Origin of the sequence: Comamonas badia DSM 17552, assembly GCF_000484635.1 — a bacterium.
Taxonomy (GTDB): Bacteria; Pseudomonadota; Gammaproteobacteria; order Burkholderiales; family Burkholderiaceae_C; genus Comamonas_C; species Comamonas_C badia.
Window position 1 is genome coordinate 236,842 of the sequence record NZ_AXVM01000004.1, and the last position, 19,208, is coordinate 256,049.

At 63.4% G+C, this 19,208-nt stretch carries 16 protein-coding genes; all 16 read right to left on the bottom strand.

Annotated elements, in window-relative coordinates:
* Nucleotides 1–102: 102 nt before the first annotated feature.
* The gene (locus tag K320_RS18115; protein ID WP_024538767.1) at nt 103–924 is read right to left on the bottom strand and encodes an enoyl-CoA hydratase; all 822 of its coding nucleotides are present in this window, start codon (nt 922–924) and stop codon (nt 103–105) included.
* Between the two features lie 209 nt (nt 925–1,133).
* On the bottom strand, nt 1,134–2,933 hold the full coding sequence (locus K320_RS0110350; protein WP_024538768.1) for an acyl-CoA dehydrogenase C-terminal domain-containing protein: 1,800 nt from the start codon (nt 2,931–2,933) through the stop codon (nt 1,134–1,136).
* Nucleotides 2,934–3,122: 189 nt separating this feature from the next.
* Complete coding sequence (locus K320_RS0110355) at nt 3,123–4,262, bottom strand: acyl-CoA dehydrogenase family protein (RefSeq protein ID WP_024538769.1); 1,140 nt, start codon at nt 4,260–4,262, stop codon at nt 3,123–3,125.
* A gap of 10 nt (nt 4,263–4,272) precedes the next feature.
* Entirely contained in the window at nt 4,273–7,011 is a 2,739-nt protein-coding gene (locus K320_RS0110360) for a LuxR C-terminal-related transcriptional regulator (RefSeq protein ID WP_024538770.1), read from the bottom strand.
* A 184-nt stretch (nt 7,012–7,195) separates the two neighbouring features.
* Nucleotides 7,196–8,401: a lipid-transfer protein gene (locus K320_RS0110365; RefSeq protein ID WP_024538771.1), complete on the bottom strand. Its 1,206-nt coding sequence runs from the start codon at nt 8,399–8,401 to the stop codon at nt 7,196–7,198.
* The gene (locus tag K320_RS19640; RefSeq protein ID WP_281172629.1) at nt 8,385–8,510 is read right to left on the bottom strand and encodes a hypothetical protein; all 126 of its coding nucleotides are present in this window, start codon (nt 8,508–8,510) and stop codon (nt 8,385–8,387) included. Before K320_RS19640 ends, K320_RS0110365 begins: the two co-directional genes overlap by 17 nt.
* Nucleotides 8,511–8,545: 35 nt before the next feature.
* A complete protein-coding gene (locus tag K320_RS0110375; protein WP_024538772.1) occupies nt 8,546–9,730 on the bottom strand; it encodes an ABC transporter substrate-binding protein in 1,185 nt (394 codons plus the stop codon).
* A gap of 83 nt (nt 9,731–9,813) precedes the next feature.
* Complete coding sequence (locus K320_RS0110380) at nt 9,814–11,670, bottom strand: AMP-dependent synthetase/ligase (RefSeq protein ID WP_024538773.1); 1,857 nt, start codon at nt 11,668–11,670, stop codon at nt 9,814–9,816.
* 5 nt (nt 11,671–11,675) lie between these two features.
* The gene (locus K320_RS0110385) at nt 11,676–12,449 is read right to left on the bottom strand and encodes an ABC transporter ATP-binding protein (protein WP_024538774.1); all 774 of its coding nucleotides are present in this window, start codon (nt 12,447–12,449) and stop codon (nt 11,676–11,678) included.
* An 11-nt stretch (nt 12,450–12,460) separates the two neighbouring features.
* Nucleotides 12,461–13,273, bottom strand: coding sequence for an ABC transporter ATP-binding protein (locus K320_RS0110390; RefSeq protein WP_024538775.1), 813 nt, complete (start codon nt 13,271–13,273; stop codon nt 12,461–12,463).
* Nucleotides 13,270–14,346, bottom strand: a complete 1,077-nt coding sequence (locus K320_RS0110395; RefSeq protein WP_024538776.1) for a branched-chain amino acid ABC transporter permease — start codon at nt 14,344–14,346, stop codon at nt 13,270–13,272. The genes K320_RS0110390 and K320_RS0110395 overlap by 4 nt, the downstream gene beginning before the upstream one ends.
* Nucleotides 14,347–14,358: 12 nt before the next feature.
* Complete coding sequence (locus K320_RS0110400; RefSeq protein ID WP_029696038.1) at nt 14,359–15,246, bottom strand: branched-chain amino acid ABC transporter permease; 888 nt, start codon at nt 15,244–15,246, stop codon at nt 14,359–14,361.
* A 179-nt stretch (nt 15,247–15,425) separates the two neighbouring features.
* Nucleotides 15,426–16,244, bottom strand: coding sequence for an enoyl-CoA hydratase-related protein (locus K320_RS0110405; protein WP_024538778.1), 819 nt, complete (start codon nt 16,242–16,244; stop codon nt 15,426–15,428).
* On the bottom strand, nt 16,241–16,786 hold the full coding sequence (locus K320_RS0110410; RefSeq protein WP_024538779.1) for a DUF2889 domain-containing protein: 546 nt from the start codon (nt 16,784–16,786) through the stop codon (nt 16,241–16,243). The genes K320_RS0110405 and K320_RS0110410 overlap by 4 nt, the downstream gene beginning before the upstream one ends.
* Entirely contained in the window at nt 16,783–17,946 is a 1,164-nt protein-coding gene (locus tag K320_RS0110415) for a CaiB/BaiF CoA transferase family protein (RefSeq protein WP_024538780.1), read from the bottom strand. The genes K320_RS0110410 and K320_RS0110415 overlap by 4 nt, the downstream gene beginning before the upstream one ends.
* Nucleotides 17,947–17,957: 11 nt before the next feature.
* Nucleotides 17,958–19,118: an acyl-CoA dehydrogenase family protein gene (locus K320_RS0110420; protein WP_024538781.1), complete on the bottom strand. Its 1,161-nt coding sequence runs from the start codon at nt 19,116–19,118 to the stop codon at nt 17,958–17,960.
* Nucleotides 19,119–19,208 lie beyond the last annotated feature (90 nt).

The following is a 19,208-nucleotide window of genomic DNA, read 5'->3' on the forward strand; positions in this document are numbered from 1 at the left end:
AGGGTGTTGCGCCTCAGCATCCTGCCAAGCGCACGGCGCTCTCGCGGGGTTTGCTCAAGTCTGTCAGCACCGCGGCCTCGGAATATCGTCGCATCCGACGAATCATTCACGCAGCTCCTGACCGTGACCTGGTGGGCGAGATTCCCGACCCGCCGGACGGGGCACCACTTGCGCCTTGCCGCGTGCCAGCGTCGCGGCGCGGCGACCCACGAAAGAAGAGACGTCGAAACGTTCCAGACTTCGGCGCGCCAGCGCTCCTTCAAAAACCAATCCCTCATCAAGGCTGCAACCAAGGCCATGGGCGATGGCTTCGCCCACGTCCCGCAATGCGTCCTTGTCACAGCCCAGGATGTCGCGCGCGATGCCATGGCAGCGGGGCATCAGCCCATCCGGCGGCACCACGGCCAGCACCAGGCCCCACGCCAGGGCCGTTTCGGCATCCAGGTAGTTGCCGGTGAAACTCAGGTAGCGCGCCCGCACCGGCCCGATCAACCGAGGCAGGTGCTGCGTCAAGCCCCAGGCCGCTACCAGACCGACGCGGGCATGGGTATCGGCGAAACGCGCGCGGGTGCTGGCCACCAGAATGTCGCAGTTCAGCGCCAGCTCGAAACCACCGGTCAGCGCAAAGCCGTTGATCGCCGCGATGGTGGGTTTGCGCAGCGCCCGGAAGGCGCGCATCAGGGGCGCATCAGGACCCAGATCCTCGGGCTGCAGCGGCGCATGCTCCATCTCCTTGAGATCGGCACCAGCGCAAAAGGCCTTCTCGCCAGCACCAGTGAGTATCACCACGCCGACTTGATCGTCAGTGGCCAGGGATGTCAGTGCGGCCACCAACGCTTCCCGCAATGCGCGCGACAAGGCATTGTGCTGCTCGGGCCGGTGCAGCGTCAGAGTGGCGACGCCGTCCGACACATCGACGAGCAAGTCGTCGCCCGCTGAAAAAGAATTACCCATGGATGCTCTCCGGCAAGGTTGTCGCGACGCCCGCACTGCAGCAGGCGATCAACCGCTCGAACCCAGACATCAGGGGCCTCGGGGAGGCAATGGTCGGCGCGCCGAATCGGTCCCCCAAGGGATCTGGCAATGGCATGTGGATGCGTGCGGTTTCGATGGATCGCGGGCGCGGCCGGCGTTCAGACGAAGAGCAATTCCTGCGGCAGGCCGGACAGGCTCGCCAGCCCGGTGCGCGCCACCTCCGCGTGGCAGCGGGCCTCCGGCAGCAGGCGCGCGAAATAGAAGTGCGCGGTTGCCAGCTTGGATGCGTAGAACGGATCGGATGAGCCCTGCGCGATGCGACGCAGCGCCACGCGGGCGGCTTGCGCGAACAGCCAGGCACAGACCAGGTGGCCCAGCGCACGCAGGAAGTCGCAGCCGGCGGCGCCAACCGCGTCCGCCTCATGCCGAGCCGCCTGGCCGATCTCCCCCGTCAGGCGCTGGATGTCGTCGCAACACCGCGCCAGTGCGGTGCCGAAGATCCCCATGCCGTCCTCGGCCTGGGCCGTTTCGGCAAAAGTCCGGATTTCGGCGATCAGTTGGTCGAACTGGCGTCCGCCGTCGTTCAGAATCTTGCGCACGATCAGATCGCGCGCCTGCACCGCGGTGGTGCCTTCGTAGAGCTGCGCCGCACGCAGGTCGCGCACGATCTGCTCGACCCCGTTATCGCTCACGTAGCCGTGTCCGCCATGCACCTGGATCGCGATGTCGGCCACCACCGCGCCCTTCTCGCTCAGAAAACCCTTGACCACCGGCGTCAGCAGCGCCAGCCGTTCGGCGGCCGCATCGCGCTGCCCCGCATCGGCGGCGCCAGCCTGCATGTCGAGCGCGAGCGACAGCCAGTAGATCAGCATGCGCGCGGCTTCCACATAGGCCTTCTGCGTGAGCAGCATGCGCCGCACGTCGGCATGTTCGATGATCGGGTCGGCCGGCAAGTCGGGACGTTTTGCACCACCGGCCGCGCGCATCTGCAGGCGCTCGCGCGCATAGCCCAGCGCACTGCAGTAGGCCGCCTGGCCCATGCCCAACGCCTGAACGCCCACCCCCAGACGCGAGGCATTGATCATCACGAACATGTTGCGCAGGCCCTCGTTGGGCCGGCCCACGAGCCAGCCCACGCTGGCGTCGAAGTTCATCGCGCAGGTCGCCGACCCGCGCAGACCCATCTTGTGCTCGACCGCCATGGCGGCCATGCCGTTGGGCGTGGCCGCCAGACCGGCATCGCCCTCGGGCAGAAACTTGGGCACCACGAACAGCGAGATGCCGCCCACACCGGCTGGCGCGTCCGGCAGGCGAGCGAGCACCAGGTGCACGATGTTGGGCGCCATGTCGTGATCGCCGCCCGAGATGAACATCTTCGCTCCCGTGATGCGGTAGCTGCCGTCGCCAGCGGGCTGCGCCCGGGTGCGCAGCAAGCCCAGATCGCTGCCGCAGTGGGGTTCGGTCAAACACATGGTGGCCGTCCATTCGCCCGAAACGATGCGCGGCAGGTAGGCATCTTTCTGCTCCGGCGAGCCATGGGCCAGCAGGCACTGGTAGGCACCGCGGGCCGTACCCGGGAACATCGTCCAGCCCGGGTTGCAGCCATAGAAAACCTCGGATACCGCGCTGTAGACAACCGCCGGCGCGCCTTGGCCACCATAGCGCGGATCTCCGCCGAGCGCCGGCCAGCCAGCCTCGGCGAAGCGGCGATAGGCCTGGGCAAATCCGGCTGGAGACTTCACTCCGCCGCCCTCGACCCGGCAGCCCTCGCGGTCTCCCGCTGCGTTGAGCGGCAGCAGTTCGCGGCAGGCAAAGCGTCCGGAGGCTTCGATCGTCTGACGGATGGTGTCTTCGTCCCAGCCCTCAAGGCCAGGCAGCGCATCGAAGGCAGTGGATGCGTCCAGCAGTTCGTGCAGCACGAACTGCATGTCGCGTACAGGGGTGTCGTAGCAGAACATGGCTTTTGTCTCCTGGCACCGGGACCTGGCATCAGGTGCCGCCGCGCGGTGTGCATGCAGTGTGCGGCGGCCGGCGGCGCGCAATATCGTCGTATCCGACGAAAATCCGCGCCCTTCATGCGCCAAGAATGAACGCTTGGCCACCCTGGCTGGCGTGCCCATGCCGCCATCCCTCACAGGAAACCGACCTCACAAGTCGAGCTGGCGAGAAATCAGCTCCTTCATGATCTCGTTGGTCCCGCCATAGATGCGCTGCGCGCGCGCATCCACATAGGCACGCGCGATCGGGTACTCCGCCATGAAGCCGTAGCCGCCGTGCAATTGCACGCAGGCATCCACCACCTTGGCTTGCAGGTCGCTGCACCAGTACTTGGCCATGGACGCAGCCTGCGCGTCGAGTTCGCCGCGCAGCAGCAGCGCCAGGCAGCGGTCCACGAAGCTGCGGCCGATCAGAATCTCGGTCTTCAATTCGGCCAGTACAAAGCGCGTGTGCTGGAAATCGGCGACGGGCTGGCCGAAGGCGCGGCGCTCGCGCACGTAGTCCAGCGTCCAGCGGTAGGCCGCTTCGGACGCCGCAATGGCGGACACGGCAATCTGCAGCCGCTCCCAGGGCAGCTCGCGCATCAGGTAGGCGAACCCCTTGTTCTCCTCGCCGAGCAGGTGGTCGGCGGGTACGCGCACTTGCTCGAAAAACAGTTCACCAGTGTCTTGCGACTTGAGTCCGATTTTCTTGAGCGGTCGGCCCTTGGTGACGCCAGGCAACGTGGTGTCCACCACAAGCAGACTGACCCCCTTGGCGCCGGCCGCCGGATCGGTCTTGGCGACGACGATCACGAGGTCGCACACGGTGGCATTGGAGATGAACGTCTTGGCACCCGACAGCAGGTAGTGGTCGCCTTCGCGCACTGCCCGCGTCGTCACCGCCTTGACATCCGATCCGCCCCCGGGCTCGGTCATCGCCAGCGCACCAACCGACGCGCCATTCACCATGCGCGGCAGCCACGTCCGCTTAAGGTGCTCGCTGCCGAAATGCAGCAGGTAATTGGTGACAATTTCCGAATGCATGGTGAATGACAGTCCGAAATTGCTGCAGGGCGCCATCTCTTCCAGCAGCACTGCCGAATACAGCAGGTCGGCGCCAGCGCCACCGTAAGCCTCGGGCACCGTCGGGCACAGCAGGCCTTGCGCACCGGCGGTGGTGAACAAGGCGCGGTCGAAACCGCCTTGCGCCTCCCAGCGTTCGATATGCGGCACGATCTCACTGGCCAGAAAGCGGCGCACACCGTCGCGGAAAAGCTCATGCTCGGGATTGAAGATATCGCGGTTCATTTGAAACTTCCTAAGTTAGCCAACCCGCGCGGCGCACGACCTGCACGGCTTCCATGCGATTTCGCGTGTCGAGCTTGACGTTGATGTTGCGCAAGTGGGTGCGGATGGTGGTCTCGGCAACGAACATGCGTTCACCGATCTGTTCGTTCGACAGCCCCTCGGCCACCAGCCGCAACACCTGCAGTTCCTTGCGGGTGAGAGTTTCATTCACCACGGTGGCATCCGGCTGGCGCGCGGTCGCCCCAACGGCAGGAATGGGCCGGGGCCGGGGCAACAGCCTGTCAAGAAAGGCCAGCGCGGCATCGCCGCTCTCCTCCAGCAGTTCGGTCGGTCCATCCCGCAGCTCGCGCAGCAAGGCCAGCAGCTGCGGCCCTTCGACCAGGAAGGCGCGCACATAGCCCTCGCCCGCCGCGAAGCGCACCGCCCTGGCGAGCACGCGCATGGCCTTGTTGCGCTGGTCGGTGCAGTACAGGGCTTGCGCAAGCAGCAGGCGCAGCGTCAGCGCCCGGCGCTCGCGTTGTGCGCGTTCGGCGGTATCCAGCTCAACGCGCAGGCTGGCAACGACATCGGCCGCATGGCCGGTCAGCACCGACCAGCGCGCCACGGCCAGCGCATGGGTCTCGACCTCGTTGGCGCGCAACGACGAACGGCCGACCCGCGCCCACAAGGCTTTGTCGCCGCAGTGGTCAATTTCGGTGCGCGCGCGCGCCAGTTGCCCCTCGGAAAGCAGTACCCGCACGCGTTCGAGCCGGGCGCTCGCCACCACGCGCGGCAGACTATCGCGATGACCGATATGTTCCAGCTCGGCCAGCAGTTGCAGCGCACGATCGCCATCGCCCCGGTCATGGGCAATGCGGGCCATGAGTACATGCGCCAGGATCAACTGATCCGGAATGCCCACGTGGCGGATCAGCGGGATATAGACCGCCAGCAGGCGCTCGGCCTGGTCGCAGCCGTCAGCCTCGAACAGCGCCTCTGCCAGCAGCACGCCGACCATCGCGTTGCCATTGGTGGCGCGCGCGACGTCCGCCGCGCCGGCGCTGACGGCCAGGCGCAGCCGCGCCAGCGCCTTGCGCAACCGTCCCTGGGTCAGATCGACCGCGGATTCGGCGGCCTCGGACAGGGCGAAGTTGAAACTGCCGCCCGATTCGCTCTGGCGGCTGCGGGCGGCATCGGCCAGGCGCAGCGCCTCGTGATAGCGGCCCGCGATCATCGACAGGTTGGCCAGCGTGATCTCCAGGAAGCCGCGCACGAAGTTCACGCTCAGCGGCAAGTCGTCGAGCAGCGCGGCCGTCAACAGCATCGCCTCGTCGGTCTGGTCGGTCAGCACCATGAGCAAGGGGCGCATGCCCAGGCGATGCGCTTTGACTTCCTCGTCGGGGTCGGCGCGCTCGTCCAGCCGGTCAAGCAGCGGCGCCGCCGCGCGCGGCCCACGTGCGAAGCACACGGCCCAGGCGTGGACCACGCGCAGCATGGGGTACGGATCAAGAATGCCGCGGTCAAGCAAGGGGTCGAGCCACCGCGAGAGCAGCCGCACCCTGCCCTGGTCGAGCAGCGACTGTGCATGCGCGCGCAGCAGCGGCAATGCCGAATCCAGATCGTCCGCGGCCAGCGCGTGTTCGATGGCAGGCACCGGCCGGCCCTGGCCCAGGAACCATTGCGACGCGGCCCGGTGCAGGCGCGGCACCTCGCCGGGGTACTGGCGCTCCAGCTGCGCCCGCAGAAATTCAGCGAACATGCCGTGGTAGCGATAGCCATCGCCATCGGCCTGCAGCGGGCTCAGGAACAAGTGGGACTGTTCCAGCCTGCGCAGCATCAGGTCGCTGTCGCCGCGCGCGCAGATCACGTTGCACAGCGACACATTGAGATCGGCCAGGATGCTGGTGCGCAGCAGGAAGCCGCGCACGTCTTCGTCCTGGCGCGCCAGCACGTCCTCGACCAGATAGTCCATCACTGCCGCATTCGACCCCGAAAAACCACCGATGAAACGGCTCGGCTCCTCGCGGTGCTCCAGCGACACGGAAGCCAGCCACAGCGCCGCCGGCCAGCCTTCGGTACTGCGGTGCAGGCGCAGCACGTCGCCCGGCTCCAGCGCGAGGCCGCGGCGCTGGCACAGAAACCCGCTGGCCTCGTCCACTGAAAAGCGCAATTGCGTCGGTTCGATCTCCAGCAGGCGGCCGCGCGCGCGTAACCGTCCCAGACTCAAGCCGGGCACGCCGCGCGAACCGACGATGAGCTGCGCACCGCGCGGCAACTGGTCAATCAGCTCATTGATGAGCCCCAGCGCCGCGGGGTTCTGCAGCGCCTCGAAATCATCCAGGAAGAACGCGAATGGCGTCGGATGCGCGGCGACTCGGTCAATCAGGGCAAAGGCGAAGTCCTCCGCCCCGCCGGACCGGTACGCCTCGTAGAGCCGCGACAGGCCCGGCACCAGCGGGTCCAGCCCGGCAGCCAGCACGGCCAGAAAGCGCCCCAGGTCATTGTCGGCGCGGTCCAGCCGCAGCCAGCCTGTCGGCAACCCCGCGTCCTCGAAACGCCGGCGCGCCTGCAGCATCAACGTCGTTTTGCCGAACCCTGCCGGCGCGCGCAGCACCACCAGCCGGGCCGCGCCCGCGTTGAAGATGCGTTCGCACAGGTGGGTGCGCGCAATCTCGAACGCTGCGGACTGCGGCGGACTCAGCTTGGACGCGAGCGGCGAGGCGCGTGCGCCGCGCGCCGTTTCCCAATCAGCTTCACTATGTTCCGCCATCTAGTTTCCATACGGTTCAGCCAAGAACGGATGCACGTTTGCACTGTGCAGCGAAATTGGCCTACAGCCTTTTCACATCAAGCGTCTCAAGCTATCAATTGAATAGTCAATGGAATAGTCAATGATCACCCGACCCTTGTTCCCTCTCTCTCAGGGAGAAGGCGCCATGCCGACGGGATTCGGATCAAACCCGTGCATAGAGGGTCACCACGCAGGCGCCACCCAGACCCAGGTTGTGCTGCAGCGCATGACGCACGCCCTCAACCTGGCGAGCGCCCGCCTGCCCGCGCAGCTGCCACACCAGTTCGGCGCACTGTGCCAGTCCCGTCGCACCCAGGGGGTGGCCCTTGGACAGCAGCCCGCCCGAGGGGTTGGTCACCACCTGGCCGCCATAGGTGTTGTCGCCGTCAAGGATGAATTTCTCGGCACCGCCCTCGGGGACGAAGCCCAGCGCCTCGTAGGTGATCAGTTCGTTGGCGGTAAAGCAGTCATGCAGCTCGGCGACGCGGATGTCGTCGGGGCCGACGCCGGTGGACTCGTACACGCGCCGCGCCGCGCGACGCGCCATATCGTAGCCCACGATCCGGCGCATGTCGTTCTCGTCGAAGCTGCTGTTGCCGTCCGTGGTCATGGCCTGACCGGCGATGACCACGCTGCGGTCCAGCCCATGCTTGCGCGCGAAGCCCTCGGAGCACAGCACCGCGGCCGCGCCGCCGCAGGTCGGCGGGCAGCATTGCAGGCGCGTCAGCGGGTCGAACACCATCGGGGAGGCCAACACCTCGTCGAGCGTCAGCGGCTGGCGGAAGATCGCGTTCGGGTTGTTCCCGGCGTGCCGCCGGGCCTTGACCGCGATGCGCGCGAAGGTATCCGCATTCGTGCCGTAGAGCTGCATGTGCATGCGCCCGGCGCCGCCGAACAACTGCGCCGCCATCGGCACCTGCAGAGCGGTCCCCTGCGCGGCATGCATGGCGTCAATCAGCCGTTGCGAGGGGTCAGGCCGGTCGGTGTGGTGCACCCCAAGCGCACCGGGGCGCATCTGCTCGAAACCCAGCGCCAGGACGCATTCGGCCTCGCCGCCGGCGATCGCCTGGCGCGCCAGATAGAGCGCCGTCGAGCCGGTGGCGCAGTTGTTGTTGACGTTGATGACGGGCACGCCGGTCAGCCCGACGCGGTAGGCCGCCGCCTGGCCGCTGCACGAGTCGCCATGAACGAAGCCCGCATAGACCTGATCGACACTCTGGTAATCCACCCCCGCATCGGCCAGCGCGGCACGGGCGGCGCTCGCACCCAGGATCTCGTAGCTCTCGCTGGCGCCGGGCTTGCTGAACGGCAGCATGCCAACGCCCACGACATGAGCGCGGCGCGCCGTTGGTTCAGCGGAACTTGTCATGGTCGGGCACCGCTTTCCAGCAGCCATCGGATGTGGCGCCCTGGGGCTGCGCCACGGCGGCAGCACTGGCGACAAAGCCCGCCCGCAGCAGAGAAAGCCGCAATTTCATGGTGATTCCTTGCGTCGGGTGGAAGACGAGAATTTCTACCTGGACATCTGGTCGTAATCGAAGACGACCTTCCAACGGCCGTTTTCCAGCCGGGACAGACGTGACTTATCCGATGCAAGATGGGTTTTATCGCTAAAGCGCATCGAGGGATTTCCAAAAATATCGGCTGGAATTTCAATGCTCTCCATGGCATGGACAAAATCTTCCGATTTCAAATCAGGCCCCGCTTTTTCCAGCGCTCTGACAAAAATATCAATTTTTGTATATCCATAAGCTGAAAAAATGCTGGGAACCTGCTTGAATTTAGTTTCGTACCGATTCGCCCAGGCCCGCACCGGTTCAGAAGCATCATCCAGATAGGGAAATGCAGCGTGGTGCGATGCATACAACCCGTCCATTGGCGCACCGCCCAGCTTGGGTATGAGGTCAGTGTATGCATTGGACGATACGAGGAACTTGGGCGTATACCCCAACTTGTGCGCCTCACTGATGACGCCAACAGTTTCCCGAATCAGAGTTCCCAGCACGACAAAATCACAACCGGCATTCTTGATGCGCGCCACCTGTGACGAAAAATCAGTGGCATTGCGCTTGAAACTGGCACGCTCGACAAGCGTGGCACCGACCTTTTTCAGACCCGCTTCGGCACCTTGCACGACTTCCTGGCCAAAATCGTCATCCTGGAAAACCACGCACGCCTTGCCAGCCGCCTGCTGCTTGTAAAGCACTGGTACTGCCGCGCTGATTTGCTGAAAATACGTCGGCATCCACGCGTAATGGAGCGGGCTGATCGGTTCGTACATTTCCCTCGCCAAGGCCATGGGAAACAAATTGAAAACCCCCTTGGGATCCTGTATTTGCATGGCTGCCTGCGCATGGACGGTGCCAAACGTGCCAATTGCTGCAAAAATCTTTTCTTTATTGACCAGTTTTTGTACCGCCAGAACAGTCCGCTTGGGATCGTAGGCATTATCTTCGACAAGAAGGCGGATTTTACGGCCATGCACCCCACCGCGTGCATTGACCTCGTCAATGTGCATTATCATGCCGTCTCGGATATCCTTTCCATAGCCCGCAACCGGGCCGGAAAGGTCTCCTACATATCCGATGACGACTTCACTTTTACCAACCCCCTGCGTCTGAGCCAAAACAGGCGCAGCAGAGGCAAAACAAAGCGTCATCGCCGAAAAAACATACCCGAACACACCTGAACTTTTCATGACATCTCCTTGATTGAACAAACGAAACCATCCTCAACTGCATAATCTGTTTTTTGCATTTCAAACTTGAGGCCGCCCAAACGTCACTGATACATCGCCTCGATCTGCTTCGCGTACTTTTTCTGCACAAAGCTGCGCTTGAGCTTCATCGTGGGCGTCAATTCCTCATCCTCGGCAGAGAGCTGTGTCTCCAATAGGAAAAAGGCCTTGATTTGCTCGACACGGGCGAACTTTCTGTTGATCCTGTCGATTTCCCCCTGTATCAGCGCCAGCACTTCGGGCGCACGGGTCAAACTGGCGTAATTGGAGAAGGGAACATCGTTGTCCTGTGCATATTTCTCGACGTTTTCCTGTTCGATCATCACGATCGCCGTCAGGTAGGCCCTGCGGTCGCCGATGACGACAGCGTCGGTCACGTAAGGGGAGAACTTCAATTCGTTTTCCCATTCACTGGGTGTGATGTTCTTGCCGCCTGCCGTGATGATGATGTCCTTCATGCGGTCGGTGATGCGGAAGTAGCCGCCCGCATCGACGGAACCCACGTCGCCGGTATGCAGCCAGCCTTCAGCATCGATGGCCTCCGCGGTTTTCTCGGGCTGGTTGAGGTAGCCCATGAACACATTGGGGCCGCGCACCAGCAGTTCGCCCGTGCCGGCGTCCACGCGTACTTCATTGAATGCGCATGCGCGCCCGATGGTGCCCAGGCGGATGCCATCGGGCGGCATCGAGGTGGCAATGCCTGCGCACTCGGTTTGCCCCCACGCCTCCAGCATGGGAATGCCAAGGGCCAGATACCAGCGGATCAAATCTGGTGCGATCGGCGCCGCGCCGGTCACGAGAAAGCGGCAACGATGAATGCCCATGAAACGGCGCACGTTGTTCAGCGAAGCAAGGCCGGCAATCCGGTACTTGAGCTTCAACCACAGGCTTACCGGCTCACCCTTGATGACTCGGTCAACCACCTCGTTGCCCACGGAGATGGCCCACGCGTAGGCGTGCTGCTGCACAGGCCCCGCCTCCTTGACGGCGATGGTGACGGCGGAATAGAACTTCTCCCACAGGCGGGGCACACCGCCAAAGACCGTGGGCGCAATTTCGCGCACGTTTTCTGGCACCGTATCCGGGTTCTCCACGAAATTCATCTTCGTGCCGCTATAGAGCGAGGAGTACATGCCGACGACACGCTCGGCGACATGGCACAGAGGCAGAAAGCACATGCGCTCGTCGGTCTCGTCCTGCGGCAGGATCGCGTCGTTGCCATGCACGGCCGTCAGCAGATTTCGATGCGACTGCATCGCCCCTTTGGGCCGGCCCGTTGTTCCCGAGGTGTAGACCAGAATGGCGACATCCTCCGGCTGGCGCATGCGGCGCGCGGTGTCGAATACGCCGGGGTGCTCGGCGTCGTGGCGCGCGCCCAATCGGCGCAGATCATCCAGCGTGACGACCATCGGGTCGCTGAATTCTGTCAATCCCTTCGGATCGATGAGCACGATTCGGCGCAACTCCGGCAAGTTGCCGCGGACGGCCAAGACCTTGTCCAACTGCTCTTCGTCTTCGACAAACAAGACCACCGTGCCGGAATCTGCGCAGATATACCGGACCTGATCCGCCGCATCGGTGGGATAAATCCCGTTCGCCACCCCACCGGCCGACAGAACGGCCATGTCCGCCCAGACCCACTCCACCGAGGTGTTGGCGAGAATGGAGACACATTCCCCCTGGCGCACTCCGATGGAGATCAACCCCATGGTGAGCTCCCGGACGATCGTTCCGACCTCACTCCAGTTCCAGGCACGCCATAGACCGAAATCCTTTTGCCGCATCAAGACTTGATTTGCACGGCTTTCGACCGCACCCCAGAACATGTCGGGAATGGTCTCTCCCGGAACGACAATGTCATGCCGGGGTTTGAAATGATCGAGATTCCAGAGTCGGGACACGCGCGTCATCTCCAGGTTTTCTTCTTTTTCCAGCGCCGCTCGGCCCGCACGCCTTCTTCCTTCATGCCCAGGTAGAACTCCTTGATGTCTTCCTTTTCACGCAATCGCGCACAGGTGTCTTCCATCACGATGCGGCCGTTCTCCAGCACGTAGCCGTAGTCAGAGGCGTTGAGGGCCATGTTCGCGTTCTGTTCCACCAGCAAGATGGTGGTACCGCGTTCACGGTTGATGCGCACCACGATTTCGAAAATCTCTTTCGTGAGCTTCGGGGAAAGCCCGAGGCTGGGCTCATCGAGCAAGATGAGTTCCGGCTTGGCCATGAGCGCGCGGCTGATCGCAAGCATTTGCTGCTGGCCGCCCGAGAGCAGTCCCGCGTCCTGATGGCTGCGCTCCGCGAGAATCGGGAAGTAGCCATAGACCGCCTCCATATCGCGCGCGATGGCATCGCGATCGGCGCGCGCATAGGCGCCCATCAGGAGGTTGTCCCGAACCGACAGCAACGGAAACACTTCTCGCCCCTCCGGCACATGCACCAGGCCCCGATGAACGATATGGACCGGATCCTTGGCGGTGATGTTCTCGCCCTTGAATTCCACCGAACCCTTGCGCGGATCGATGATGCCGCTGATGGTCTTGAGAATGGTGGTCTTGCCAGCGCCGTTGGACCCCAGCACTGTCGCTATCTGGCCGCGCCGCACGTTCAGGCTTACGCCACGAATGGCCTTGATGGGGCCGTAAGCGCTTTCGACGTTGAGCAGCGTGAGGATGGCGTCGTCCACGGCAGGCACCGTCATGCTGCTTCCCCATGGTTTTCGCGGCGCAGGCTGGCGACATCGTCCACCGAGCCCAGATAGGCTTCCACCACGCCCTGGTCTCTTTGCACCTCGGCCGGGCTGCCAACCGCAAGCACTTCACCCTGATTCATCGCCAGCACCCGATCGGACACCTTGGAAACCAGCGCCATATCGTGTTCAACCATCAGAATGGTCACCCCGAGGTCACGCCGAATATCCTGAATCCAGAATGCCATGTCCTCGGTTTCTTCCACGTTCAAACCCGAGGAGGGCTCATCCAGCAGCAACAGCTTCGGCTCGGTGCAGAGCGCGCGTGCCAACTCAACCACTTTTCGAACACCGTAAGGCAGCCCCGCAACCAAGGCATCACGGTAGTGCTGCAATTCCAGCAGATCAATCACCTCCTCCACCTTGCGGCGCGTATCCCGCTCTGCCTGCCTCACCCCGCGCGAAAAAATCAGCTCCTTCCAAATACCCGTTCGACGGCAGATATGGCGCCCGATGAGCAGGTTCTGGAGCACGGTCGCATGCTCGAACAGTTCGATGTTCTGGAAGGTGCGGGCAATGCCCAGTGACGCCACCTGGTGCGGCGGCACCTTGTGGAGAACCTGCCCGTCAAATTCCAGCGACCCCGAGGTAAGGTCGTAGATACGGCTGATGAGATTGAAGACCGTCGTCTTGCCCGCGCCATTGGGGCCGATCAGCGTGAACACCTCACCGCGCCGAACGTCGAAACTGACGTTGTTGACGGCAAGAACGCCTCCGAAACGCACCCGGAGGTCGCGGGCTGCAAGCAGAGCATCATTCATCTCAAGCGCTCCGACTTCTGAAAGGTCTTTTGCCGCTTGAACATGCCGCGCCGGTAGAACGGGTACAGCTCCAGCCAGGTGCAGATCTTGAGCCAGCGGCCGTACATTCCCATGGGTTCGAGCATCACGAAGGCGATCAGGATCACGCCGTACACCACGGCTTGCAGCCCTGTCGCCTGCCCTATGGCCGCAGGCAGGTAGTCCTTGACCGAGGAAATCAGCTGCGGCATGCCGATCAGAAACATGGCGCCGAAGAAAACGCCGTGCATCGATCCCAACCCGCCGATCACGATCATCAGCACCAGATCAATCGACTGCAACAAGCCGAACTGTTCAGGCGAGAGAAACTGGATCTGATGGGCATACAGCGCTCCACCCAGCCCGGCCAACGCCGCGGAAATCGCGAACGAAAGCGATTTGTAGCGTGCCAGATGAATGCCCATGCTTTGCGCAGAGATCTCGGAATCGCGGATGGCGACGAACGCACGTCCCGTAGGCGCACGCAACAGGTTGAGCACCATCACCGTGCTGGCGACCACGCAGCCAAGGCACAAGAAGTAAAACGCCACCGGACCGTCCAGCGCCCAGCCGAACACCATCGGGCTTTGCACCATCAGACCTGAATTTCCGCCGGTGACGCTGTCCCAGCGTGTCAGGATTTCCTCGACGATGAAGCCAAACGCCAGCGTCGCTATGGCCAGGTACATGCCTTTGACACGCAGTGCCGGCAGACCGACGACCACGCCGACCGCGGCCGACAACCCCATGGCGCAAGCCATGGACAGCGGGAACGGCCAGCCACGGGCAGCCAGAAACGCTTCGGTATAGGCCCCCACCCCCATGAATGCCGCATGACCGATGGAAAACTGTCCGGTGAATCCAACCAGCAGCATCAGTCCGACGGCGATGACGGAGTAGATGAAGACAAACACAAGCTGAGCGATCCAGTACTCGGGCAACAGCCAAGGCGCACCCACCAGAGCGAGCAGCAGCAACCCATACCAGAACCGGTGCCCGCCGTGCTTGGCCAGGTCAATATCCTGGTCGTAGCGGGTTTTGAAAATAAAGCGCATGGCCGTCCCCGCTCACACCTTCTTGCGCAAGCGCTCACCAAACAAACCCGAGGGCTTGACGGCCAGCATCAACAGTACGACGACATAGGGCATGGCATCCTTGAAGCCCTCGGGCAAAAAGTAGCCTGACAACGACTCGACCAGGCCAACGATGACCCCGCCCACGATGGCGCCCGGCAAGCTGCTGAAGCCTCCGATGATGGCGGCCGGAAATGCCTTGAGCCCGATGAAACCCATGTTGGCGTGCACGAAAGTGATCGGCGCCAACAATATCCCGGCGACCGCGGCGACCGCGGCCGCCAGCGCCCATACCAAACCATTGAGGCGCCGCACCGGAATGCCCATGTAGTAGGCCGCCAGTTGATTCTGGGATGAGGCCTGCATGGCGACGCCCACGCGCGTGAATCGGAACAACGCCCACAGGCCCGCGCACAGCAGCGCCGTCGCACCGATGATGACGAGCTGCTCACCGGCCAGAACCACCCCGCCGGCCTCGATCAGACTCCCTTTGTAGGGCGCGTTCAACGTGTGGGTGTCGGTGCCGATACCTGGCACCATGGTGATGCCGCCGCGCGCCACATAGCCCAGGCCGAAAGTGAGCATCACGATGGAAAACATCGGCTGCCCCAGCACAGGCTGTATCACCAGTCGCTCCACCACGATCCCAAACGCGGCCATCGCCAGCACGGCCGAAACGGCCGCCAGCCAGAACGGCATGCCGAACAGGCCCATGCAGGCGAAACCCACGAAGGCACCCAGCATCATCAGTTCGCCCTGCGCGAAATTGACGGTTTCCGTGACCTTGTAGATCAGCACGAACCCCAACGCGATCAAGCCATAAACACAGCCCTGCGCAATCCCCGCAACGATGACCTGCAATACCAGCAACGGCGTCTCCATCGGAATGGGTTCGCTCGTCCAACCAGGTGGCGAACCTCAATGTTTGATCGTCGTAGGTTAGATAGTCGGTCAACGTGGAATATCGTCTTATCCGACGATTCGAGGGTTCCGAGCCACCTGCTTTCGGCCTCACAACCGATGTACCTGCCCCTTTCAGCCAGCCACCGCCTCGGACCTTCTCAAGGTCTATGGAAATTCGGTGGGCGGCGTTCGCTGAAGGCTCTCACTCCTTCAGCAAAACTGCCGCCATTCACCAAATCCATCTGGCGTGCGCGCTCCAAATCAAGCTGCTGCGCCAGGGTATTTTTTTCCGCGGCAGCGAAGACCGCCCGGGCCTCCCCAATCGCATGGGGCGGCATCGCCGCCAATTGGCGCGCCAGGCGCGTGGACTCTGCTTCAAGACGCTCGTCGTCGACACAGGCCCATATCAAGCCCCATTCCTGCGCCTTCTGCGCCGGCAGTTTTTCCCCCGTCAACGCGAGTCCCAAGGTCCGGGCATACCCTATGGCCCGGGGCAGCACCCATGTCGCCCCCATGTCGGGTACGGCACCGAGCGACGGGAAAAACGGCAGGTAAAAGTACGATGACTTCGCGGCCACCACCAGATCACCGGCCAGCGCCAGACCGACGCCACCGCCCGCCGCCACGCCATTGATGGCACAGACCACCGGTACCGGCAAATCCTTGAGCGCCTTGACGACCGGATTCATGCGCGCCATCAAACCGCCCACGTATTCGCCCAGCGTGCCATCGGCGCTGGCTTCAGGCTGATCGATCAATTGGCGGTAGTGCGCCAGATCCGCGCCAACGCAGAACCCGCGCCCACGGCCCGTGAGGATCACGGCACGTACCCGTTTGTCATCTCTGATCCGATTGACGGCGTCAGTCATGCCTTCGATCACGGCGTCACCCAAGGGATTCATACGCTTGTCATCGGTGAGGCTGATGGTTGCGATCGATGCATCGATTGCAAATGAAACGGCGGGGTTTTGCGTCATTGGGATTTCTTCCTGTGAACGGAAAAATGGGTGCGTGCAACCTCACCCCCCCACCGCAACCCGTGACAGGATCCCAGTGGAGAGGGCCTTGTGGACTCGTTTGGATTGAAATCACTGTCCGCCCATAAAACCTGGAATACCACGGTAGCCATCGGCGGTATGAGTTCGGAAATATGCGTACAGCCCGCCTCGCCTCGGAACATCTGCTTCACTCTCAGCGTGAATCCGGGTTCGATCCTCAGTCCAACCAGTTTTTGGTAGGCCGCCTCAACCACGGCACACTCCTGGTACGGGTGCTCCTCGCTGTAAGCCGCCGACGCAACGATCCACCGATCCCGGTCCACCGTGAGGCGGACGCGCATTTGGTGAATCGCTGCCCCGGGATCAATGTTCCGGCCCGTCAGCAGTTGCACCGGGCCAGGCTTGGTATCGATAAGCAGTCCTTCGATATCCAGCAGTCCATCGTCGCGCTCGAAAGCTTCGCAGCTGATGCGCCTCAGATGCAGTGGCCGCCGCGGCCCGGGCGGTGGGGCCGTGCTCATCCGCGCACCGCGACGAAAGCCACCCCGGCATCCACCAGCGTCTGGATTTCGGCGGGGGAATAGCCGGCACCTTCAAGCAGTGCAACGGTGTGCTCGCCGGTACCCGGTGCTTTTGGCGGCAGGGCCGACGGCGTGCGATCGAAGCGCGGCGCCGGCGCGGGCTGCAGCACGCCATCCGGGCGCACAAAGGTGCCACGCGCCACGTTGTGCGGGTGTTCGGGGGCCTCATTCATAGACAGAACGGGGGCGAAGCAGGCATCGGAGCCCTCCAACACCTCGCACCATTGCGCCCGAGTGCGGGTGAGGAACACCTGGGCCAGCTTGGCGCGCAGCGCGGCCCACTCGCCCTGTTGCCATTGGTGCTCGAAATCGGGATCAGTGACGCCGCACAGCCCAAGCAGTTGCGCATAGAACTGGGGCTCAATGGCTCCGACGGACACATGCTTGCCATCCTGGCAGGCATAGGTGCCGTAAAAATGCGCCGCCCCATCCAGAAAATTCGACGCGCGCGCATCCTGCCAGAAGCCCTTGGCCATCAAGCCGTACTGCGCCGCCATCAGCAACGCCGCACCGTCGGTCATCGCGGCATCGACGACCTGGCCCATGCCCGTGTGCACTGCCTGCGCATGCGCGGCAAGCACGCCCATGGCCAGCAGCATGCCGCCGCCGCCATAGTCGCCCGCCAGATTCAGGGGCGGCAGCGGCTGTGCGGCGGGCCCGATGGCGTGCAGGGCGCCGGTGAGGGCGATGTAGTTGATGTCGTGCCCCGCGGTGTGCGCGAGCGGCCCGGTCTGCCCCCAGCCCGTCATGCGGCCGTATACCAGCCCGGGATTGCGCGCATGGCATGCGTCAGGCCCCAGGCCGAGCTTCTCGGTGACACCCGGGCGGTAGCCTTCGATCAACACGTCTGCGCGTTCCACCAGGCGCAGCACGGTTTCGACCGCGCGTGGATCCTTCATGTTGAGAGAGAGCGACTGGCGGCCGCGGTCCACGACGCTGTCGTTGCGCATGAGATCGTCGAGCCCTCCCCGGCGGGGTGCGGGCGCACGGTCAATGCGTATGACCCGTGCGCCCATGTCCGCCAGCAGCATGCAGGCGAAGGGGCCCGGACCGATGCCGGCGAGTTCGATGACGGTGAGATGCGAAAGAGGTCCTGGCATATGTCCGCGCCTTACATCCGCTTCGCCACTTCCTCCAGCATCACCTCGGTAGCGCCGCCGCCGATCGTGAGAATGCGGGAGTCACGCGCCATGCGCTCGACCGGCGTGCCGATGATGTAGCCCGTGCCGCCGTGCAGCTGAAGGCAGGTATGCACGACTTCCTGCAGCGTCTCGGCGCCGAAGGCCTTGAGCATCGACACCTCGCGCACCGTGTCCTTGCCTTCATCGATCATCTGCGCACACTGGTAGGTCAGCGCCCGCACGGCGGCGGCCTTGGCCGCCACCCACGCGATCTTGTTGCGCACCACCGGCTGGTCCCACAGTGACTTGCCGAACGCCTGGCGGTTGCGCAGATAGTCGACCGTCAGCTCGATGGCCTTGGAACTCGTACCGGACACCAGCGCCCCCACCACCAGACGCTCGTTCTGGAAGGTGCTCATGATGTAGTAAAAGCCCTTGCCCTCTTCGCCCAGGAGCGCGTCGGCCGGCAGCTTCAAATCATCCAGAAACAGCTCCGCCGTGTCCGAGGAGCGCCAGCCATGCTTCTCGAACTTGCGCGCCACCTTCAGACCGGGGTTGCCCTTCTCCACGATGAACAGCGAGATGCCGCGGCTGCCCTTGGCTTGCGGATCGGTGCGCGCCGCCACGATGTAGATGTCGCCGAACACCCCATTGGTGATGAATGTCTTGGAGCCGTTGAGGGTCCAGCCCTCTGCGGTTTTGACGGCACGGGTCTTGAGCCCCGCGACATCGGATCCGGCATGCGGCTCGGTCACGCAAACCGCTCCTACCCGGATTCCAGCGCAGGCATCGGGCAGGTATTTCTGCTTTTGCTCGTGCGTGCCGCGATGCGCGATGTGTCCAATCGACATGTCGCTGTGCACCGTCAGCGCAGAAGCCACGCCGCCGTAGGAGGAACGCGCCAGTTCCTCGCCGAGCACGACCGAGGCCAGCGCACCCATGCCGCCGCCGCCATATTCCACCGGGTGGCGCATGCCCAGGAAACCCATTTCACCCAGCTGGCGAAACACGCTGCGCGGAATCTCGCCGCTGGCCTCCCACTCATCCCCGTTGGGCACGATGACTTCGTTGACGAAACGGCGCACCTGCTGGCGCACGAGACGAAGGTCTTCGCCCAGGAAATCAGGTTCGTTGAATTCAAATTCGATCATGGGAATACCAGGAAATGAGGCCGCTTCCGGCGATGATGTCGGCGGTTTAATATTCCGACGCGGCGGTCTATTATAGACGGATGCGTCGGA

Excerpts from the sequence above, each read along its gene's own strand:
- K320_RS0110350 (WP_024538768.1), bottom strand. The coding sequence starts at position 2,933 with ATGTTCTGCTACGACACCCCTGTACGCGACATGCAGTTCGTGCTGCAC.
- K320_RS0110355 (WP_024538769.1), bottom strand. The coding sequence starts at position 4,262 with ATGAACCGCGATATCTTCAATCCCGAGCATGAGCTTTTCCGCGACGGT.
- K320_RS0110360 (WP_024538770.1), bottom strand. The coding sequence starts at position 7,011 with ATGGCGGAACATAGTGAAGCTGATTGGGAAACGGCGCGCGGCGCACGC.
- K320_RS0110365 (WP_024538771.1), bottom strand. The coding sequence starts at position 8,401 with ATGACAAGTTCCGCTGAACCAACGGCGCGCCGCGCTCATGTCGTGGGC.
- K320_RS19640 (WP_281172629.1), bottom strand. The coding sequence starts at position 8,510 with ATGAAATTGCGGCTTTCTCTGCTGCGGGCGGGCTTTGTCGCCAGTGCT.
- K320_RS0110375 (WP_024538772.1), bottom strand. The coding sequence starts at position 9,730 with ATGAAAAGTTCAGGTGTGTTCGGGTATGTTTTTTCGGCGATGACGCTT.
- K320_RS0110390 (WP_024538775.1), bottom strand. The coding sequence starts at position 13,273 with ATGAATGATGCTCTGCTTGCAGCCCGCGACCTCCGGGTGCGTTTCGGA.
- K320_RS0110395 (WP_024538776.1), bottom strand. The coding sequence starts at position 14,346 with ATGCGCTTTATTTTCAAAACCCGCTACGACCAGGATATTGACCTGGCC.
- K320_RS0110400 (WP_029696038.1), bottom strand. The coding sequence starts at position 15,246 with ATGGAGACGCCGTTGCTGGTATTGCAGGTCATCGTTGCGGGGATTGCG.
- K320_RS0110405 (WP_024538778.1), bottom strand. The coding sequence starts at position 16,244 with ATGACGCAAAACCCCGCCGTTTCATTTGCAATCGATGCATCGATCGCA.
- K320_RS0110410 (WP_024538779.1), bottom strand. The coding sequence starts at position 16,786 with ATGAGCACGGCCCCACCGCCCGGGCCGCGGCGGCCACTGCATCTGAGG.
- K320_RS0110415 (WP_024538780.1), bottom strand. The coding sequence starts at position 17,946 with ATGCCAGGACCTCTTTCGCATCTCACCGTCATCGAACTCGCCGGCATC.
- K320_RS0110420 (WP_024538781.1), bottom strand. The coding sequence starts at position 19,118 with ATGATCGAATTTGAATTCAACGAACCTGATTTCCTGGGCGAAGACCTT.